Genomic DNA, 16,996 nt, shown 5'->3' on the forward strand with positions numbered 1-16,996 from the left:
TATTTTAAAGTTATACAGGCTGTAACTGAACTTGTTTCTGATGTAATCTCATCAATATGAATGTAATAATCATTCCGATTACCGACATAACAACTCCAATAAGATTTGGAGACGAATAACTGAATCCCGCAGCCAAAGGTAATCCACCAAGGAAAGCGCCTAAAGCATTACCAATATTAAAACTTCCTTGAAGTGATGCCGAAGCAATCATTTCTGCTCCTTTTGCTGTACGAATCATAAGCATTTGAATTGGCGCAATAACCGAGAATGAAATAGCTCCGGTCAAAAAAGTAAGAAACAGCGATACATATTGATTGAATGAGAAAAAGTAAACTAGAGTTAAATCTAAAGACATTACTAATAATAAAGCTAATGTCGTTGGTGCTGGCGAAAAACGATCTGCCAATTTACCTCCCACAAAATTACCAACTACCATTCCTAGTCCTGCTAAAATCAGGATAGACGAAACATCTTCTGGTGAAAATTTAGACACATTAATTAATAAAGGAGCAATATAACTGATCCAAGCAAACAAGCCTCCAAAACCAATTGCGGTAATTCCGATAATTAGCCAAGCTTCTGTTTTCTTAAAGAACTGAAGTTGTGTTTTCATATTTACACTTTCTCCTTTTTCAAGATTTGGCATCCAAAGATAAATTGCCAAAAAAGTCAATAATCCAACAATAGCAATTAATACAAAAGTATAACGCCAAATAAAATGATGACCTATATAAGTTCCAATTGGCACACCTATTAAGTTGGCAATAGTTAAACCAGCAAACATTATAGAGATTGCCTGCGCTTCTTTTCCTTTATCTGCCAAACGGCTTGCGACTACTGCTCCCACTCCAAAAAATGCTCCATGCGGTAATCCAGATAAAAATCTAGATGCAAATAAAATATTATAATCGGGAGCAATAATGGACAATGCGTTAAAAACGGCCAACATTAAAGCTAAAATTAAAAGCATTTTTTTAGGTGCATAATTTCTTCCTGCGATTACTAACAAAGGCGCTCCAATAACAACTCCAAGTGCATAAGATGAAATTAAATATCCGGCAACTGGGATTGAAACTTTCATATCTGAAGCAATATCTGGGAGCAATCCCATCATTACAAATTCTGTAATACCAATAGTTAACCCTCCTAAAGAGAGCGCAATAAGACTTTTTTTCATTTTGATTTACTGTAGAAAGGAATAGATTTCTACGAGGCAAAATTAACACCGTTAGCCTTAAAAAAAATTGTAAATTTGTGACATAAAATTGTATATTTAAGTTATGCCTAAATTAAATCAGTTTAAAACGCTTGTTCTGGATGAATTTGAAGAAGAGAAGTTTCATCTCCCTCCACATACGCATACGTATTATGAAATCATCTATATAAAGAAAGGAAGCGGAATTCATCACCTCAATAACAATCTGCTTCCGTATAAAGCTGGAGATCTATTTGTTATTTCGCCAGACGACGAACATTATTTTGATATAAAGAAAAGTACCCGATTCATTTTTATCAAATTCACTGATAATTATTTCAACTCCAAACAAAATCTTACTTGCGATGAATTTTTAGTAAATACTCCCGAAAGCTTCATGCGTGATAAGATCCTAAAAGAAACGGTTTTGAAGTTTGACGAACCTTGCAAAACGATTCTAAAAAACACAGTTGAAAACATTGTAACGTATGGGCATTATATAGATGTTACCTCATCTCCTATTGTTTTCTATCAGATTCTTTCTCTCTTTGGTTTAATTAAAGAAACAATTCGAGGCATGAATTTACAGATGAAATCGACTCATTTGGATAGCGAACAAATTGCGAATTACATTCATCAGAATATTTATCAGCCCAAACTGGTTCAGGTAAAAGTAATTGCGGATCATTTTAATATTGCTCAAACGTATTTTAGTGCTTATTTCAAAAGAACTTTCAGCATCAGTTATCGCGAATACATTCATAATTTAAGAACTACTTTAATCGAAAAAAGATTTCATAACAATCAATTGCCAATAAAACAGATTGCCTACGAATTTGGTTTTACATATGAAAGTCATTTGACGAATTATTTTAAAAAGCGAAAAAACATGAAACCAACCGATTTTAAGAAACTGTAGTTATCGAAATCTTAAAAAGTAATTTCTCCACACATTTTTAACTAAATTTGTATTTATAAAAACAATTTCTTTGAAAAAGAAGATCCATATAATACTGCTTTTTATAACACTCAGTTTCTTTTTGAATCCGAGTTATATCTACGCATGCAATATGGTGCATCACAAAGAAATCGCTTCTAAAGAAGAAAACAGCTGTTCTAAAAAATGCTGCGAAAAGAAAACTTCAAAACAGGAAAAACACAATTGTGACGGAAAATGCCGTCATTCTGGCTGCACAACTTCTGCATTGCAATTTGTTATTTTAACTTCAAATGATCTTGAGTTACAAAATGATGTTTTCAATTTTTCTTTAAAAAACACTATTTCATCTTACAGTAATTCTACCATTTCTTCTGGATTTACTTCTATTTGGCTCAAGCCGAAAATATAATTATCGCATTGATGACAGCCCATATTGGGTCTTTTTTAAAACTAAATTTTTAATTAATTTTAAAGGAAATAAAATCCTTTACCTAAATATTATATACAATGAAAAAATCAATCATAGCTTTAGCAACAGTACTTACCCTATTATTTAATGCCAATAACATTCAGGCAAATACAGCAAAAGTAGAATCGGGAACAACAGAAATCGTTGATGCGAGTCAGCTTCAATCTGTTTACGATGCTTATTTTACCGTAAAAGATGCACTTATTAAAAGTGATAGCAAATTAACTTCGGCGAAAGCCAAAGACTTACTGACAGCGATTACTGCGGTAAAAATGGACAAACTAAAAAGCAACGAACATACGGTTTGGATGAAAGTGGTTAAAAAACTAACTGCCGATGCTAAAAGTATTTCAGCAACAACAGATCTTAAAAAACAACGCGAGACTTTTAAATCTTTATCTAAAAGCACTTATGATCTTATAAAAGTTTCAAGTCCAGAACAGCCAATCTACAAACAATATTGCCCAATGGCAGATGCTGATTGGTTGAGCAAAGAAAAAGCAGTTAAAAATCCGTATTACGGTTCTTCGATGCTGACTTGCGGAAATGTGGTAGAAACGATTAAATAATATGAAGCTTTACATCAAAAATATGGTGTGCAGCCGATGCAAAATGGTAGTGAAGTCTGAGTTCGAAAAACTCGGACTTCAAACTATCTCTGTTGAATTGGGTGAAGTCGAACTGGAAAAAGAAATTAGCGACGAGCAAAAAGAAGTTCTATTAGAAAACCTTCAAGTTTTAGGTTTTGATTTAATTGACGATAAAAAAACAAAAACCGTCGAAAGAATAAAAAATCTGATTGTCGATTTAGTTCATCATAAAAACAACGAACTTAAAATTAACTTATCTGATTATTTGGCAGAAAACTTAAATCAGGATTATAATTCATTAAGCAACTTATTTTCGGAAATTGAAAATACCACGATTGAAAAGTATTTCATCAGTCAGAAAATTGAAAAAGTAAAAGAATTATTGATTTATAATGAGCTTTCGTTAAGCGAAATTGCAGATATTCTCAACTACAGTAATGTAGCTCATTTGAGTAATCAATTTAAAAAAATTACAGGCTTTACTCCTACTTCTTTCAAGCAATCAAAAGATAAAATGCGTATTCAGATTGAGAATATATAGTTTTTGATTTTTAACCGCAAAGAGCGCAAAGGTTTACGCAAAGTTCGCATAGACTTTTTTATTTAGCCACAGATTATAAGGATTAAAAGGATTTTAAAATCTGTGTTAATCTTTTTAATCTGTGGCTAACTTTTTATGCGCAAAGCTTTGAGAACTCTCTAATCTTTAAACAAACAAAACTTAGTGCTCTTTGCGTAAATTCTTTGCGCCCTTTGCGTTAAAAAACAGCATTTCGTAAATCTTACAAATCATTCCCAAAATTCTACAAACTGAACTCGCAGATACTTCGGAAATTTGCATTGTAATACTTAAAAACCAATACAATGACTCATCAATATATAATTTCAGGAATGTCTTGCAACGGATGCCGAACCAAAGTAGAAAAAACTTTAAATGAAGTTGAAGGCGTTCAGGCGGAAGTAACTTTAAATCCTCCAACGGCTACCATAACGATGGATAAGCACGTTCCTACTGAAAAGTTTCAGGAAGTTTTATCTGCAGCGGGAAATTATACAATTGAAATGGATTCTCCTAAAAACCATTCTGAAACAGCAGTTAAATCATGTTGTTCTAGTCATAAAAAAGAGCATCACAATCATCATAAAACAGAAACTAAAAAAATACATCAGCACAGTGCAAATGGCGTTTATTACTGCCCCATGCATTGCGAGGGTGACAAAACATACAATAAACCTGGAGACTGCCCAGTTTGCGGAATGGACTTAGTACCGCAAGTTGCCATAACCGCAACACAATTTACTTGTCCAATGCATCCCGAAATCATTTCAAGTGAACCAGGCGATTGTCCGATTTGCGGAATGGATTTGGTTCCGATGCAAGCTTCTGAAAGTGAAGAAAACAAAACCTATTCTGATTTATTGAAGAAGATGAAAATTGCTATTTTGTTTACGCTTCCAATTTTCATTATTTCCATGTCAGAAATGATTCCGAATAATCCACTCTATAATATAATGTCTATCGAAAAGTGGAATTGGGTTCAGCTTTTATTTTCGATTCCCGTTTTATTTTACTCAGGATGGATGTTTTTTGTTCGTGCTTACAAATCTATTGTAACTTGGAATTTAAACATGTTTACTTTAATTGGAATTGGAACCAGTGTTGCGTTCCTATTTAGTATTGTCGGAATGTTTTTCCCAGATATTTTTCCATCGGAATTCAAATCACATCACGGAACCATTCATTTGTATTTTGAAGCTGCGACCGTAATTATCACTTTAGTTTTATTAGGACAATTATTGGAAGCCAAAGCTCACGGACAAACAAACGGAGCCATAAAAGAATTATTAAAATTAGCACCAACTGAAGCGACTTTGGTTGAAAACGGAATAGATAAAGTAATCTCTATTCATAATATTAAAAAAGGTGATTTACTTCGTGTAAAACCAGGAGAGAAAATTCCGGTTGACGGAAAAATAACTTCTGGCGAAAGCAGCATCGACGAATCTATGATTACGGGAGAGCCAATTCCGGTTGATAAAAAAATGGACGATGCCGTCATTTCCGGGACTATAAACGGTACAAAATCATTTGTGATGATTGCAGAAAAAGTAGGATCAGAAACCATGTTGTCGCAAATTATTCAAATGGTAAATGATGCCAGCAGATCTCGCGCTCCAATTCAGAAATTAGCCGATCGCGTTTCTAAATATTTTGTGCCGACAGTTGTGATCATTTCGATTTTAACATTCTTTCTTTGGGCAAAATTTGGTCCAGAACCCGCTTACGTTTACGGATTAATTAATGCGATTGCCGTTTTAATTATTGCTTGCCCTTGCGCACTCGGATTGGCAACGCCGATGTCGGTTATGGTTGGGGTTGGAAAAGGAGCACAAAACGGAATCTTGATCAAAAATGCCGAAGCATTGGAAAACATGAATAAAATTGATGTTTTAATTACTGATAAAACGGGAACAATTACCGAAGGAAAACCATCTGTAGAAAAAATATATTCAATTAATAATGAGGAAGATTTTCTACTTCAAAACATTGCCTCTTTAAATCATCATAGCGAACATCCTTTGGCGCAAGCTGTAGTCAATTTCGCGAAAGCAAAAAATAGTTCATTCAAAGAAGTTCAAGGTTTTGAAACTATTGCAGGAAAAGGTGTTTTAGGAACAATAGAAAACATAAGTGTCGCTTTAGGAAATAAAAAACTAATGGCTGAAATTGGTGCTTCTGTTTCTAATGATTTAGAACAAAAAGTAATTTCTGAACAGAATTTAGGAAAAACTATTTCGTACATCGCCATTGAAAAAAGCGTTTTAGGCTTCGTAGCCATTACCGATGCTATCAAAGAAAACAGTGCAAAAGCCATTAAAGAATTAATCGCTCAAGGTGTTGAGGTTATCATGATGACGGGCGATAATCATAATACCGCAAAAGCTGTTGCTGAACATTTGCATCTGAGTTCCTTTAAAGCAGATTGTCTTCCAGAAGATAAACTAAAAGAAATCGAACGTCTTCAAGCACAAGGAAAAATTGTAGCCATGGCGGGAGACGGAATCAATGATGCGCCAGCTTTAGCACAATCAAACATTGGAATTGCAATGGGAACAGGAACTGATGTTGCGATAGAAAGTGCTAAAATTACTTTGGTAAAAGGCGATTTAAACGGAATTGTAAAAGCTAAAAACCTCAGCCATGCTGTAATGTCAAACATAAAACAAAACTTATTCTTTGCTTTCATTTATAACACTTTGGGTGTACCAATTGCGGCAGGAATTTTATATCCGTTTTTAGGAATATTGCTTTCGCCGATGTTGGCCGCTGTTGCAATGAGTTTGAGTTCTGTCTCAGTAATTGTAAACGCTTTGCGATTGAGAAATTTAAAATTATAATGATGATAAAAATCAAATATATACTTGTACTTTTTTTAATTGCTTTTCAGCTAAAGGCGCAAAAAGTAGTGCGTTACGATTTGCATGTTCGTGACACAATTGTCAATTTTTCGGGTAAAGAAAAACGAGCGATTGCGGTAAATGGACAAATTCCGATGCCGACTCTGACTTTTACCGAAGGAGATATTGCCGAAATTTACGTGCATAACGAATTAAAAAAAGAAACAACTTCAATGCATTGGCACGGATTGTTTTTACCTAATAAAGAAGATGGTGTTCCGTATTTAACTCAAATGCCGATTGAACCTGGAACAACTCATAAATATACTTTTCCAATTATTCAGAACGGAACGTATTGGTACCATAGCCATTCTGGTTTGCAGGAACAAATTGGTTTGTACGGACTTTTTATCATCAACAAGAAAAAAGACGATTCAACTATTAGAAAAGGCATTGATGATTTACCTACTATTCCAGTTATTTTAAGCGAATGGTCGGATCTTAAACCGGAGAATATTCAGCGAATGCTGCACAATGCCAACGATTGGTTTGCAATTAAAAAAGGAACAACACAAAGTTACTCCGAAGCCATAAAACAAGGACATTTTTCGACCAAAGTGACCAACGAATGGAAAAGAATGAATGCTATGGATGTCAGCGATGTCTATTATGAAAAGTTTCTCATTAATGGTCAAAATGAACAACAATTTTCTGATCTTAAACCAGGTTCAAAAGTAAGATTGCGAATTGCAAACGGAGGTGCTTCCAGTTATTTCTGGCTGACTTATGGTGGAGGAAAAATCACCGTTGTAGCTAGTGACGGAAATGATGTTGAACCTGTAGAAGTCGATCGTTTGATTATTGCAGTTTCTGAAACCTATGATGTTGTGGTTACAATTCCCGAAGACCATAAATCTTTTGCCTTTTTGGCTACAGCCGAAGATAGAACAGGATCTGCCTCTTTGTTTTTAGGAAATGGCGAAAAACAGCCCGTTCATCATCTTTCGAAATTAAAATATTTTGAAGGCATGAAAATGATGAACGATATGATGAAAATGAACGGTGACATGAACGACATGGGCATGAATATGTCTTTGAACAAAATGGACATGAATGCCGTAATGTATCCCGAAATTTCGGGTGAAGATAAGAATGCAAAACCTGCTATGGATCATTCAAATCATAATATGGAAGACATGAAAATGGAAAGTGACAGTACTGAAACCTCCGAAATTGTGACTTTGAATTACGGAATGCTGAAATCTCCTTTTAAAACCAATCTTCCAAAAGATGCGCCTGTAAAAGAATTACGTTTTACGCTTTCTGGGAACATGAATCGTTACGTTTGGAGTTTAGATAATAAAGTAGTTTCTGAAACCGATAAAATTTTAATTAAAAAAGGAGAAAACGTTCGCATCGTTTTATACAATGGTTCGATGATGCGTCACCCGATGCATTTACACGGACACGATTTTAGAATTTTGAATGAACATGGCGATTATTCTCCGTTAAAAAATGTCATTGATATTATGCCAATGGAAACCGACACCATCGAATTTCAGGCAAATGCCGACGGCGACTGGTTTTTTCACTGTCATATTTTATACCACATGATGGCTGGAATGGGAAGAATTTTTAGTTACGAAAATTCAGCTCCAAATCCATTGATTCATCATCCAGAAATGGCTTTCAAAATGTTGAAAATGGACGATCGTATGTTTCATTTTATGGCTGAAAATGATTTTGCAACCAACGGAAATGATGGTGAAGCCATGTTTAGCAATACCAGATGGAGTATTGGAACCGAATGGAGATTGGGTTATAATGACAAACATGGTTACGAAACAGAAACTCACATTGGAAGATATATTGGTAAAAATCAGTGGCTGATGCCTTTTATTGGTTTTGACTGGCGTTATCGAAAAATGGGAATGGACGAACAGGAACAAAATCTTTTTGGTCAAAAAAACACCAAAGACAATCGTTCGGTTTTTAGTGCAGGTCTTGAATATACTTTACCAATGCTCATAAAAGCACAAGTTGAGGTTTATACGGATGGAAATGTTCGTTTTCAGTTTGAGCGAAAAGATATTCCGCTTTCGCAAAGACTTCGCATGAATTTAATGTGGAATACCGATAAAGAATATATGGCGGGATTGAAATATATCGTGGCTAGAAACTTCGGAATTACGACGCATTATGACAGCGACATGGGAATTGGATTTGGGGTTAATTTGAATTACTAACTTGTTTTTTGAACCATATAATCATCATAAAATGCAATAGGATTTTAGAAAATTATTAAATTATGTTTTTCAAAAAAACACGTACAACTACTTAATATTTAATAGATATATTATTTATAAATTGCCGAAGAATTTAATTTCCTTTCATAAGAAATTTAGTCACTAAACATTATATTAAGGAAAAAACTAAACAATTTAAAAGATGATAAAAAAATATTCAGTATTTGTAAGCTCTACATATAAAGATCTCATCGAAGAAAGAAAAGAAGTAATACAGGCTTTATTAGAATTAGATTGTATTCCAATTGGAATGGAATTATTTCCTGCAACAGATGATGATCAATGGACTTTGATAAAAGAATTAATTGATGAATCAGACTATTATATTTTAATTCTTGGAGGAAGATACGGTTCTTTAAGTAAAAGTGATATTAGTTATACACAAATGGAATACGAATACGCAATTTCAATAGGCGTTCCCGTTATTTCATTTTTGCCAAAATTTCCCGATCAAATTCCTATTAGTAAAACAGATAAAGATTCTATCAAAGAACAAAAATTGAATGAATTTAAATCAAAGGCATCAGAAAAAATGACAAAATTCTGGAGTTCTCCTGAGGAATTAGGTTCTGTAGTAAGTAGAAGTTTAGTTAAATTAATAAAAACGAAGCCTAGAACTGGATGGGTTAAATCTGATCAAATCAGTTCCGATGAAGCCAACTTAGAAATTTTAAAACTGAAACAAAAAATTCATGAGTTAGAAGAAGAACTAAAAATTTCGATTAATAAGGAAAATCAAGATTTAATTCAAGATGATGATTTATTTAGAATTCAATATGTTTATAAATTAGATGGTAAAGGAAATTATATTTCAACATCTATTGATTTAAAATGGAATGATTTATTTTCAAAAACATGCACTATTCTAATTGACGAAGGGAAAGAAGAAGATTATAAATCATTTATAAGCTCTTATATAACTCATGTAATCAAAGACACATTACCTAAACAGAAAGATATTACTATAATAAAGGATAGTTTTTTATCAGTTTTAATACAATTGAAAGCTCTAGGATTAATAGAAAAAAGCATTAGAAAAAGATCTCTTAAAGATTCTAGTACATATTGGCAATTAACCCAAAAAGGTGATGATTTAATAACTAACTTAAGAGCAGTTAAAAAGATGGAATTGCCTGAAAACATCCAAAACCTAAACTAAATAATAAATTACTTTTCACTTTTACCAAAATATTAACAATCAAACTATTCTTACAGATACAAAATCAGTTTATATTTGATTTACCAATTATAATCTCTAACACTAAAAAACATTTAAAAATGACAAAAGTTATCACGGTAGTAACAGTTGCTTTATTTTCGATCGGTGTAATGGCTCAGGAAACAAAACCTGCAACAAAAGAAAAAGCAAAAAAGGAATCTTGTTGCAAAAAAACATCAACTGAGAAGAAAGATAAAAAGTCTTGTTGTGTTAAAAAATAATTGAAATGATGATTTCATGGAAAAGGCCTCAAAAATATTTGAGGCCTTTTTTTATACTGTTGAAAAACTGTGTCACAGTTTAAAACTTTGACAAAGTTCTTAAATTGTAATTCGTGAATTCGCGGCAAAAAAACTATTTAACTCGAATACTCCATTCAAAATCCATTTCAGAAACTTGAACACCTTCTTCGTTTGTTCCAATAGATTTCATCCAGAACGTCTGTCCTTCTCCAGTTTCTATGGTTTTCTTTATTGCCTCTGTAATTAAATGCCCGTCATTGCAGACAAAAGTAATCCTTCCTGTCGCTTTTTTTGTGAAGTTCCCTTTGTTGTTGGCTACTAACATCGAAATCTTTTTTCCACTTTGCTGAATCTGAGAAATCACTAAAGCTCCCGTTGTAAGCTCTGCCGCCATAGCTTGAACAGCAAAATACATGGAGTTAAACGGATTCTGATTGATCCAGCGATGCTTGACACTTACAATGCAACTATCACTATCAATTGCTTTTACACGCACACCACAAAAGTATGCAGAAGGTAATTTGAACAAGACGAATTTGTTAAGTTTTGAGACCGAAAGTGCCATATGATTTGTTTTTTCTTGTAAAAATACAAAAAAACTATGCATGCACAATAAATTATTCGCATATCAAAAGATTCCCAATAAATACAGGGATTCGGAATGATTTTCAGTCTTTTAAAGGTTATTTCACTGTTTTAAATTTGTTAATTTTTTGTTAATATTTGGTACTATGCAAAACAAGATACTGTCTTTTAGACATATATTTGCATAAGAAATTACTATATACTTTTAATTATGGAAACAACAACACCACTCATCATGGAAAAAACATCAGAAAAGAATACCGCATCATTTACTCATTTGAGTACTTTAAGCCAATATATAATTCCGTTTGGGAACTATATTTTTCCGCTAATCATTTGGACAAACTATAAAGACAAGTCTGAATTTGCAGATCATCACGGAAAACAAGCTTTAAATTTTCAGTTAAGCATTTTGCTTTACAGTTTGATCTTAGCACTTATTGCTATTCCGATTTTCGTTACTGTTTTTTTGCAGAATCTTCCGTTAGAAGCTGTTTTTAATGACGACGATTTTGTAATTAGAAACTTTAACTTTCAAGCAAACATTGGACTTTTAAGTGTTGGAATTACCGCTGTGGTCCTTTTTGGAGTTTTAAAATTCGTTGAATTCTTTTTAGTGATCTATGCTTCAATAAAAGCTTCAAACGGAGAATTATACAAATATCCGCTTACGATTCCTTTTATAAAGTGACACTAAAAAATTAAAAGTTATAGTCGAAACATCAATCAAATCAAATAAGTTTCGCAATCAATCATCAATCAAATTATCATCAATCAAAAAACGAATTGTTCAATCAAAAAAAAACAAAATGAAATTATGAACATTGAAAACACAAAAGCACAGATGCGCAAAGGTGTTCTTGAGTTTTGCATCTTATCAGTTCTAAAAGAAAAAGACGCATATACATCTGAAATATTAGACACTTTAAAAAACGCAAAATTACTAGTTGTAGAAGGAACCGTTTACCCGTTGTTAACTAGATTAAAAAATGACGGTTTACTTAATTATCGCTGGGAAGAATCGACCTCTGGGCCACCACGAAAATATTATGGGCTAACCGAGATAGGACAAACTTTTTTAAACGAACTTAGCGGCACCTGGACAGAATTATCTGACGCCGTAAATCTAATCACCAATCAAAATCAATAAGTCATGAACAAAACAGTAAATATTAACTTAGGCGGGATGTTTTTTCACATCGATGAAGATGCATACTTAAAATTGACACGCTACTTTGACGCTATAAAACGATCACTTAACAACTCATCTGGACAAGACGAAATTATTAAAGATATCGAAATGCGTGTTTCTGAATTGTTGACAGAAAAACAAAAAAGCGAAAAACATGTTGTTGGACTGAAAGATGTTGACGAAGTGATTGCGGTAATGGGTCAACCAGAAGATTATAGAATTGAAGACGAAGAAAATGCAAATCAATCTTTTAATAACTACAGTGCAAGAAAACACAAAAAATTATATCGTGACAAAGAAAATGGTATGATTGGCGGTGTAGCGACAGGTTTAGGACATTATTTCGGAATTGACGCCGTTTGGATCAAAATCATATTCTTAATCTTTGTTTTTGCAGGTTTTGGAACTGGAATTTTAGCTTATTTCGTTCTATGGATTGTAACTCCAGAAGCTGTTACAACATCTGAAAAATTAGAAATGACGGGAGAGCCAGTAACCATTTCTAATATCGAAAAAAAAGTTCGAGAAGAAATTGATTCGCTTTCTGAGAAATTCAAAAATGCGGATTATGATAAAATGGGAAACCAGGTAAAGTCGGGAGCTGGGAGAATAAGTAGTTCATTTGGAGACTTTGTCATGACGGTTTTTAAAATCTTTGCTAAATTTTTAGGCGTAATTCTAATTATCTCAGGGATTTCTACCTTAATCATGTTATTAATTGGAGTTTTTACTTTAGGAACCAATATTTTCATCGATTTCCCTTGGCAGAATTTTATTGAAGCTGGAAACTTTACAGAATACCCACTTTGGTCATTCGGATTGTTAATGTTCTTTGCAGTTGGAATTCCGTTTTTCTTCTTGACTCTTTTAGGATTTAAACTGTTATCTCCAAATTTAAAATCAATCGGAAACATCACAAAATATACGCTTTTAGCTCTTTGGATTATTTCTATCGCAATTCTTACTAGTATTGGAATCAAACAGGCAACTGAAATTTCATACGATAATAAAGTAGTAGAGAAAAAAGCTCTGGCAATCAAACCTACTGATACTTTATATATTAAGTTCAAGTACAATGATTATTACACAAAAAGCTTGAACCACTATAGAGAATTTGAGTTTGTACAAGATTCTGCAAATAAAGAACTGATTTATTCTAATGATGTACGTATACACGTATTACACACAGACGAATCAGCTCCGTTTATGCAGATTGAAAAAAGTGCAAGAGGAAACTCTTTTACAAATGCTAAAAAAAGAGCAGAAAAAATCGATTATAAGTTTCAAGTTAACGGAAATCATTTAATTTTGGATAACTATTTTCTGACAGATGTAAAAAATAAATTTAGAGGTCAAGAAGTTGACATCTATCTTTACTTACCAGAAGGGCAATTAGTTAAACCAGATTCTTCTATAAGAGATTACTATAACTCAGATGACAATTTCTTTGAATTAAATTACAACGGAGATTACAATTACAAAGTTATCGGGTCTAAAGTAAAATGTTTAAACTGTCCTGCTGATGAGGATAATGACAATGATGAAACGGACTACGAGAATATAAACGAAGAAGTTAATAATGCCATTAATGATGCTCAAATTGAAGCCAATGATACGGTAAGAGAAGTTTCGGTTAAAATTAACGGAAAAGAAGTTATTAACGGAAAGAAAACTAAAGGAAGACTAACCACTGATAAAAACGGAGTAATAATCAAAATTAACTAAACCATGATAAAAATAATCATTCATATTACGAAATTTATAATCATAACTATAACTGCTTTATTGTTTGCTTCGTGTAATTTTAACATGAATGCAATTGAAGGAAGCGGTAATGTTACAACAGAAAAAAGAACCGTTCAAGGAGAGTTTAAAAACATCTCTGTAAGCAATACTATCGATTTGGTTATTGTACAGTCTGATGCTACAGAAATTACCGTTGAAGCTGATGATAATCTTCAAAAAGAAATTGTTACTAAAGTAGAAAACGGAACACTTATTATAGAATGCAAATACAGCTCTTTCCGCAACATTACATCAAAAAAAGTAACGGTAAAAATGCCTGTTGTTCATAAAATTGAAGCTTCAAGTGCTTCAAGTGTTGAAACTGAAGGACTTGTTCAGGGCGAAGACATTACTTTAGAAGCTTCAAGCGCAGCTTCGATGGATGTTAAAATCGAATCGGATAGAATTGCAATAGATGCTGGAAGCGGAAGTTCTGTAGATATTGAAGGTAAAGCATTAAGCCTTACTACTTCTGTTTCAAGCGGAGGAAGTATTGATGCCGAAAAGTTAATGGCTAATGAGGTTCAGGCAGATGCTTCTAGCGGAGGAACAGTTTCTGTAAAACCAATCTTAAGCTTAAAAGCAGATGCTTCTAGTGGAGGAAATATTAACTATAGCGGCACTCCAAAAACTATTGAAAAATCTGCAACATCTGGAGGGAGTGTAAATAAAAGCTAAAAAAGCAACTGTTAAATATAAACGAAATCATTCATCAAAAGTGGATGATTTTTTTATATTTGTCAAAATCAAATCTAGAATTAATGAAAAAAAGTACAGCCCTGCTCCTATTATTATTTGTTACGACACTGACTTTCGCTCAAAAAAGAGAAAAAATTAAAGGTTCTAAAATTGTGACAACCTCAGTAAAAGAAGTTGGAAGTTTTGATGCCCTTGAAGTCGATGATAATATTGAAGTTTATTTGGAACAAGGAGAAAAAAACGAAATTAAAATTGAAGCCGATGACAATCTTCACGATATCATTGGAATGGATTTAAGAGAAAAAACACTTCGATTATATACCAATAAAGAATCTTCTATATTCAAGAAATTATCTGTTAAGGTTACTTATACTAAATCATTAAATAAAGTAATCACAAAAAATGAAGCTATTGTTTATGCTATTCAGGAATTGCAATTAGATGATATTACGATGAATTGCGTTGATTATTCTAAATTGTATCTGAATGTAAATGCAAAGAGATTTACTCTAATTGCCGATGATAAATCTAAAACAGAGTTAAACTTAAAAGCCGAAGACGGAAATTTACAATTGAGTAAAAATGCCGTGGTTAAAACATTGGTTTCTGCTGTAAAATTTAAATGTGATTTGTATCAAAGAGCAACTGCTGCAATTGAAGGCATTGCCGAAAAAGCAACTATTAGATTAGACAATAATTCTGTTTTTACAGGAACAAAATTTACTTTGAAAGATGCAAATGTTACCACTGAAGGTTCTGCCGTTGCTACTATTTTAGCAGATACTACTATTGCAATAGCAGCTGGAGACAAATCTGAAATCTCATTATATGGCGATCCAAAAATAGACCTTACGCGCTTTAGCGAAGAAGCAAAACTGATTAAAAAGCCAGGCGCAACAAAAGCAAAATCAACGACATTGTAAACTCTTTAAAGTTTAAAATATAATGAAAAAGAAAAATCCCAGTCTAAAATTTTAGACTGGGATTTTTTATTACAAAAATTTCAAAGTTCCAACAACTTGAAACCTGAAACTTGAAACTTTTTTAACTTACTCCTTTGAAGCCAAATATCTTTCAGCATCCAAAGCAGCCATACAACCTGTACCCGCAGCCGTAATTGCCTGACGGTATACATTATCTGCAGCATCACCAGCTACGAAAACACCATCTACATTTGTTCTAGATGTTCCTGGTGTATTTACGATATAACCGGTTTCGTCAAGGGTGATATAATCTTTAAAAATATCTGTATTAGGTTTGTGACCAATTGCCACGAAGAAACCAGTTGCAGGAATTTCGATTGTTTCGCCAGTTGTTTTGTTTAAAGCTTTAACAGCATGTACCACATTATTATCACCTAAAACTTCAACCGTATCATGATTCATTAAAATCTCGATATTTTCAGTTTTACGAACACGCTCTTCCATGATTTTAGAAGCTCTAAATTTTTCGCTTCTAACCAACATCGTTACTTTTTTACAAAGTTTAGATAAGTAATGTGCTTCTTCGCAAGCAGAATCTCCTGCTCCAACAATAACAACATCTTGGTTTCTGTAGAAGAATCCGTCGCAAACTGCACAAGCAGAAACTCCACCACCCATATTTAAATAGTGTTGTTCTGATGGCAATCCTAAATATTTAGCCGAAGCACCTGTAGAAATAATTACGGTTTCACAGTGCAATTCGATTGTATCGTTAATCCAAACTTTATGAATATCTCCAGAAAAATCAACTTTTGTTGCCCATCCGTCACGAATGTCTGCACCAAAACGTTTGGCTTGATCTTGTAACTGAATCATCATTTCAGGTCCTGTTACTCCATCAACATAACCAGGAAAGTTTTCAACCTCATTAGTAGTTGTCAATTGACCACCAGGCTGCATTCCTTGATATAATACTGGATTCATGTTAGCTCTAGCCGCATAAATAGCCGCAGTATAACCTGCAGGACCAGAACCTATAATAAGGCATTTAATTTTTTCGATTGTATTTGACATAGTAATAGTATTTTTGAGTTGCAAATGTAAACTTTATTATAAAAAATAACGTCTAAAATAAATCTGAAATAGCTATGTGGAAATAAGTTTTATTTATTTTCATTTTTTTTCTTTTACAAATCAAATTTATTTATATCTTTGCATCCGCTTTCGGGCACTACAACAAAATTACATCTTCGGGGTGTAGCGTAGCCCGGTTATCGCGCCTGCTTTGGGAGCAGGAGGCCGCAGGTTCGAATCCTGCCACCCCGACAAAAGCCGAACAGAAATGTTCGGCTTTTTGTTTTTCTTAAAATTTTACACTTTATGTTTTTCGTTTATATTCTTTACAGCGCTAAAAAAGAAAAGTTCTACATTGGTCAAACTAATGATATAGAA

At 33.2% G+C, this 16,996-nt stretch carries 16 protein-coding genes and 1 tRNA gene; 14 read left to right on the forward strand and 3 right to left on the reverse strand.

Translation table 11 applies throughout. The annotated features are described in order from the left end of the window. Positions 1 to 10: 10 nt before the first annotated feature. Positions 11 to 1,177 (reverse strand): MFS transporter, encoded by a 1,167-nt coding sequence (locus tag AC3Y25_RS19960; protein WP_427875111.1) that lies wholly within the window; start codon positions 1,175 to 1,177, stop codon positions 11 to 13. A 103-nt stretch (positions 1,178 to 1,280) separates the two neighbouring features. Between AC3Y25_RS19960 and AC3Y25_RS19965 the strand changes: the two genes are divergently transcribed. The 8 genes from AC3Y25_RS19965 to AC3Y25_RS20000 all read left to right on the forward strand — a co-directional run bounded on the left by AC3Y25_RS19965 (position 1,281) and on the right by AC3Y25_RS20000 (position 10,339). After that, the gene (locus AC3Y25_RS19965) at positions 1,281 to 2,114 is read left to right on the forward strand and encodes an AraC family transcriptional regulator (RefSeq protein WP_489903947.1); all 834 of its coding nucleotides are present in this window, start codon (positions 1,281 to 1,283) and stop codon (positions 2,112 to 2,114) included. Positions 2,115 to 2,184: 70 nt separating this feature from the next. Then, on the forward strand, positions 2,185 to 2,544 hold the full coding sequence (locus AC3Y25_RS19970; protein WP_489903948.1) for a hypothetical protein: 360 nt from the start codon (positions 2,185 to 2,187) through the stop codon (positions 2,542 to 2,544). A 98-nt stretch (positions 2,545 to 2,642) separates the two neighbouring features. Then, complete coding sequence (locus tag AC3Y25_RS19975) at positions 2,643 to 3,173, forward strand: DUF3347 domain-containing protein (RefSeq protein ID WP_489903949.1); 531 nt, start codon at positions 2,643 to 2,645, stop codon at positions 3,171 to 3,173. 1 nt (position 3,174) lies between these two features. Continuing rightward, positions 3,175 to 3,735 carry a helix-turn-helix domain-containing protein gene (locus AC3Y25_RS19980; RefSeq protein ID WP_489903950.1) on the forward strand — a complete coding sequence of 187 codons (561 nt, stop codon included), beginning with the start codon at positions 3,175 to 3,177 and terminating at the stop codon, positions 3,733 to 3,735. Positions 3,736 to 4,058: 323 nt separating this feature from the next. Continuing rightward, positions 4,059 to 6,593: a heavy metal translocating P-type ATPase gene (locus tag AC3Y25_RS19985; protein ID WP_489903951.1), complete on the forward strand. Its 2,535-nt coding sequence runs from the start codon at positions 4,059 to 4,061 to the stop codon at positions 6,591 to 6,593. Next, on the forward strand, positions 6,593 to 8,839 hold the full coding sequence (locus tag AC3Y25_RS19990; protein ID WP_489903952.1) for a multicopper oxidase family protein: 2,247 nt from the start codon (positions 6,593 to 6,595) through the stop codon (positions 8,837 to 8,839). Before AC3Y25_RS19985 ends, AC3Y25_RS19990 begins: the two co-directional genes overlap by 1 nt. Positions 8,840 to 9,041: 202 nt before the next feature. After that, positions 9,042 to 10,058, forward strand: coding sequence for a DUF4062 domain-containing protein (locus AC3Y25_RS19995; protein WP_489903953.1), 1,017 nt, complete (start codon positions 9,042 to 9,044; stop codon positions 10,056 to 10,058). A gap of 119 nt (positions 10,059 to 10,177) precedes the next feature. Beyond that, positions 10,178 to 10,339, forward strand: coding sequence for a hypothetical protein (locus tag AC3Y25_RS20000; protein WP_250837310.1), 162 nt, complete (start codon positions 10,178 to 10,180; stop codon positions 10,337 to 10,339). 133 nt (positions 10,340 to 10,472) lie between these two features. On the opposite strand, the gene AC3Y25_RS20005 is transcribed toward AC3Y25_RS20000, so the two are convergent. Continuing rightward, positions 10,473 to 10,925, reverse strand: a complete 453-nt coding sequence (locus AC3Y25_RS20005) for a DUF4442 domain-containing protein (protein WP_250837311.1) — start codon at positions 10,923 to 10,925, stop codon at positions 10,473 to 10,475. 231 nt (positions 10,926 to 11,156) lie between these two features. Here AC3Y25_RS20005 and AC3Y25_RS20010 point away from each other — a divergent pair, with 231 nt between their 5' ends. The 5 genes from AC3Y25_RS20010 (at position 11,157) to AC3Y25_RS20030 (ending at position 15,544) form a co-directional block, all read left to right on the forward strand. Further along, positions 11,157 to 11,636 carry a DUF4870 domain-containing protein gene (locus AC3Y25_RS20010; RefSeq protein ID WP_248728122.1) on the forward strand — a complete coding sequence of 160 codons (480 nt, stop codon included), beginning with the start codon at positions 11,157 to 11,159 and terminating at the stop codon, positions 11,634 to 11,636. A 126-nt stretch (positions 11,637 to 11,762) separates the two neighbouring features. After that, entirely contained in the window at positions 11,763 to 12,095 is a 333-nt protein-coding gene (locus AC3Y25_RS20015; RefSeq protein WP_008464689.1) for a PadR family transcriptional regulator, read from the forward strand. Between the two features lie 3 nt (positions 12,096 to 12,098). After that, positions 12,099 to 13,862 (forward strand): PspC domain-containing protein, encoded by a 1,764-nt coding sequence (locus AC3Y25_RS20020; protein WP_427875123.1) that lies wholly within the window; start codon positions 12,099 to 12,101, stop codon positions 13,860 to 13,862. Between the two features lie 3 nt (positions 13,863 to 13,865). Beyond that, entirely contained in the window at positions 13,866 to 14,600 is a 735-nt protein-coding gene (locus AC3Y25_RS20025; protein WP_427875125.1) for a head GIN domain-containing protein, read from the forward strand. An 83-nt stretch (positions 14,601 to 14,683) separates the two neighbouring features. After that, entirely contained in the window at positions 14,684 to 15,544 is an 861-nt protein-coding gene (locus AC3Y25_RS20030; protein WP_489903954.1) for a GIN domain-containing protein, read from the forward strand. A gap of 126 nt (positions 15,545 to 15,670) precedes the next feature. Here the strand turns inward: AC3Y25_RS20030 and trxB are convergent, their stop codons facing one another. Further along, on the reverse strand, positions 15,671 to 16,618 hold the full coding sequence (gene trxB, locus AC3Y25_RS20035) for a thioredoxin-disulfide reductase (protein ID WP_489903955.1): 948 nt from the start codon (positions 16,616 to 16,618) through the stop codon (positions 15,671 to 15,673). A 177-nt stretch (positions 16,619 to 16,795) separates the two neighbouring features. Between trxB and AC3Y25_RS20040 the strand changes: the two genes are divergently transcribed. Next, a tRNA-Pro gene (locus AC3Y25_RS20040) sits at positions 16,796 to 16,870 on the forward strand. Positions 16,871 to 16,996: the final 126 nt, after the last annotated feature.

Source organism: Flavobacterium sp. LK-23 (assembly GCF_058135255.1).

Excerpts from the sequence above, each read along its gene's own strand:
- trxB (WP_489903955.1), bottom strand. The coding sequence starts at position 16,618 with ATGTCAAATACAATCGAAAAAATTAAATGCCTTATTATAGGTTCTGGT.
- AC3Y25_RS20000 (WP_250837310.1), top strand. The coding sequence starts at position 10,178 with ATGACAAAAGTTATCACGGTAGTAACAGTTGCTTTATTTTCGATCGGT.
- AC3Y25_RS19965 (WP_489903947.1), top strand. The coding sequence starts at position 1,281 with ATGCCTAAATTAAATCAGTTTAAAACGCTTGTTCTGGATGAATTTGAA.
- AC3Y25_RS19990 (WP_489903952.1), top strand. The coding sequence starts at position 6,593 with ATGATGATAAAAATCAAATATATACTTGTACTTTTTTTAATTGCTTTT.
- AC3Y25_RS19975 (WP_489903949.1), top strand. The coding sequence starts at position 2,643 with ATGAAAAAATCAATCATAGCTTTAGCAACAGTACTTACCCTATTATTT.
- AC3Y25_RS19985 (WP_489903951.1), top strand. The coding sequence starts at position 4,059 with ATGACTCATCAATATATAATTTCAGGAATGTCTTGCAACGGATGCCGA.
- AC3Y25_RS19980 (WP_489903950.1), top strand. The coding sequence starts at position 3,175 with ATGAAGCTTTACATCAAAAATATGGTGTGCAGCCGATGCAAAATGGTA.
- AC3Y25_RS19995 (WP_489903953.1), top strand. The coding sequence starts at position 9,042 with ATGATAAAAAAATATTCAGTATTTGTAAGCTCTACATATAAAGATCTC.
- AC3Y25_RS20025 (WP_427875125.1), top strand. The coding sequence starts at position 13,866 with ATGATAAAAATAATCATTCATATTACGAAATTTATAATCATAACTATA.
- AC3Y25_RS20005 (WP_250837311.1), bottom strand. The coding sequence starts at position 10,925 with ATGGCACTTTCGGTCTCAAAACTTAACAAATTCGTCTTGTTCAAATTA.
- AC3Y25_RS20020 (WP_427875123.1), top strand. The coding sequence starts at position 12,099 with ATGAACAAAACAGTAAATATTAACTTAGGCGGGATGTTTTTTCACATC.
- AC3Y25_RS20030 (WP_489903954.1), top strand. The coding sequence starts at position 14,684 with ATGAAAAAAAGTACAGCCCTGCTCCTATTATTATTTGTTACGACACTG.
- AC3Y25_RS20015 (WP_008464689.1), top strand. The coding sequence starts at position 11,763 with ATGAACATTGAAAACACAAAAGCACAGATGCGCAAAGGTGTTCTTGAG.
- AC3Y25_RS19960 (WP_427875111.1), bottom strand. The coding sequence starts at position 1,177 with ATGAAAAAAAGTCTTATTGCGCTCTCTTTAGGAGGGTTAACTATTGGT.
- AC3Y25_RS20010 (WP_248728122.1), top strand. The coding sequence starts at position 11,157 with ATGGAAACAACAACACCACTCATCATGGAAAAAACATCAGAAAAGAAT.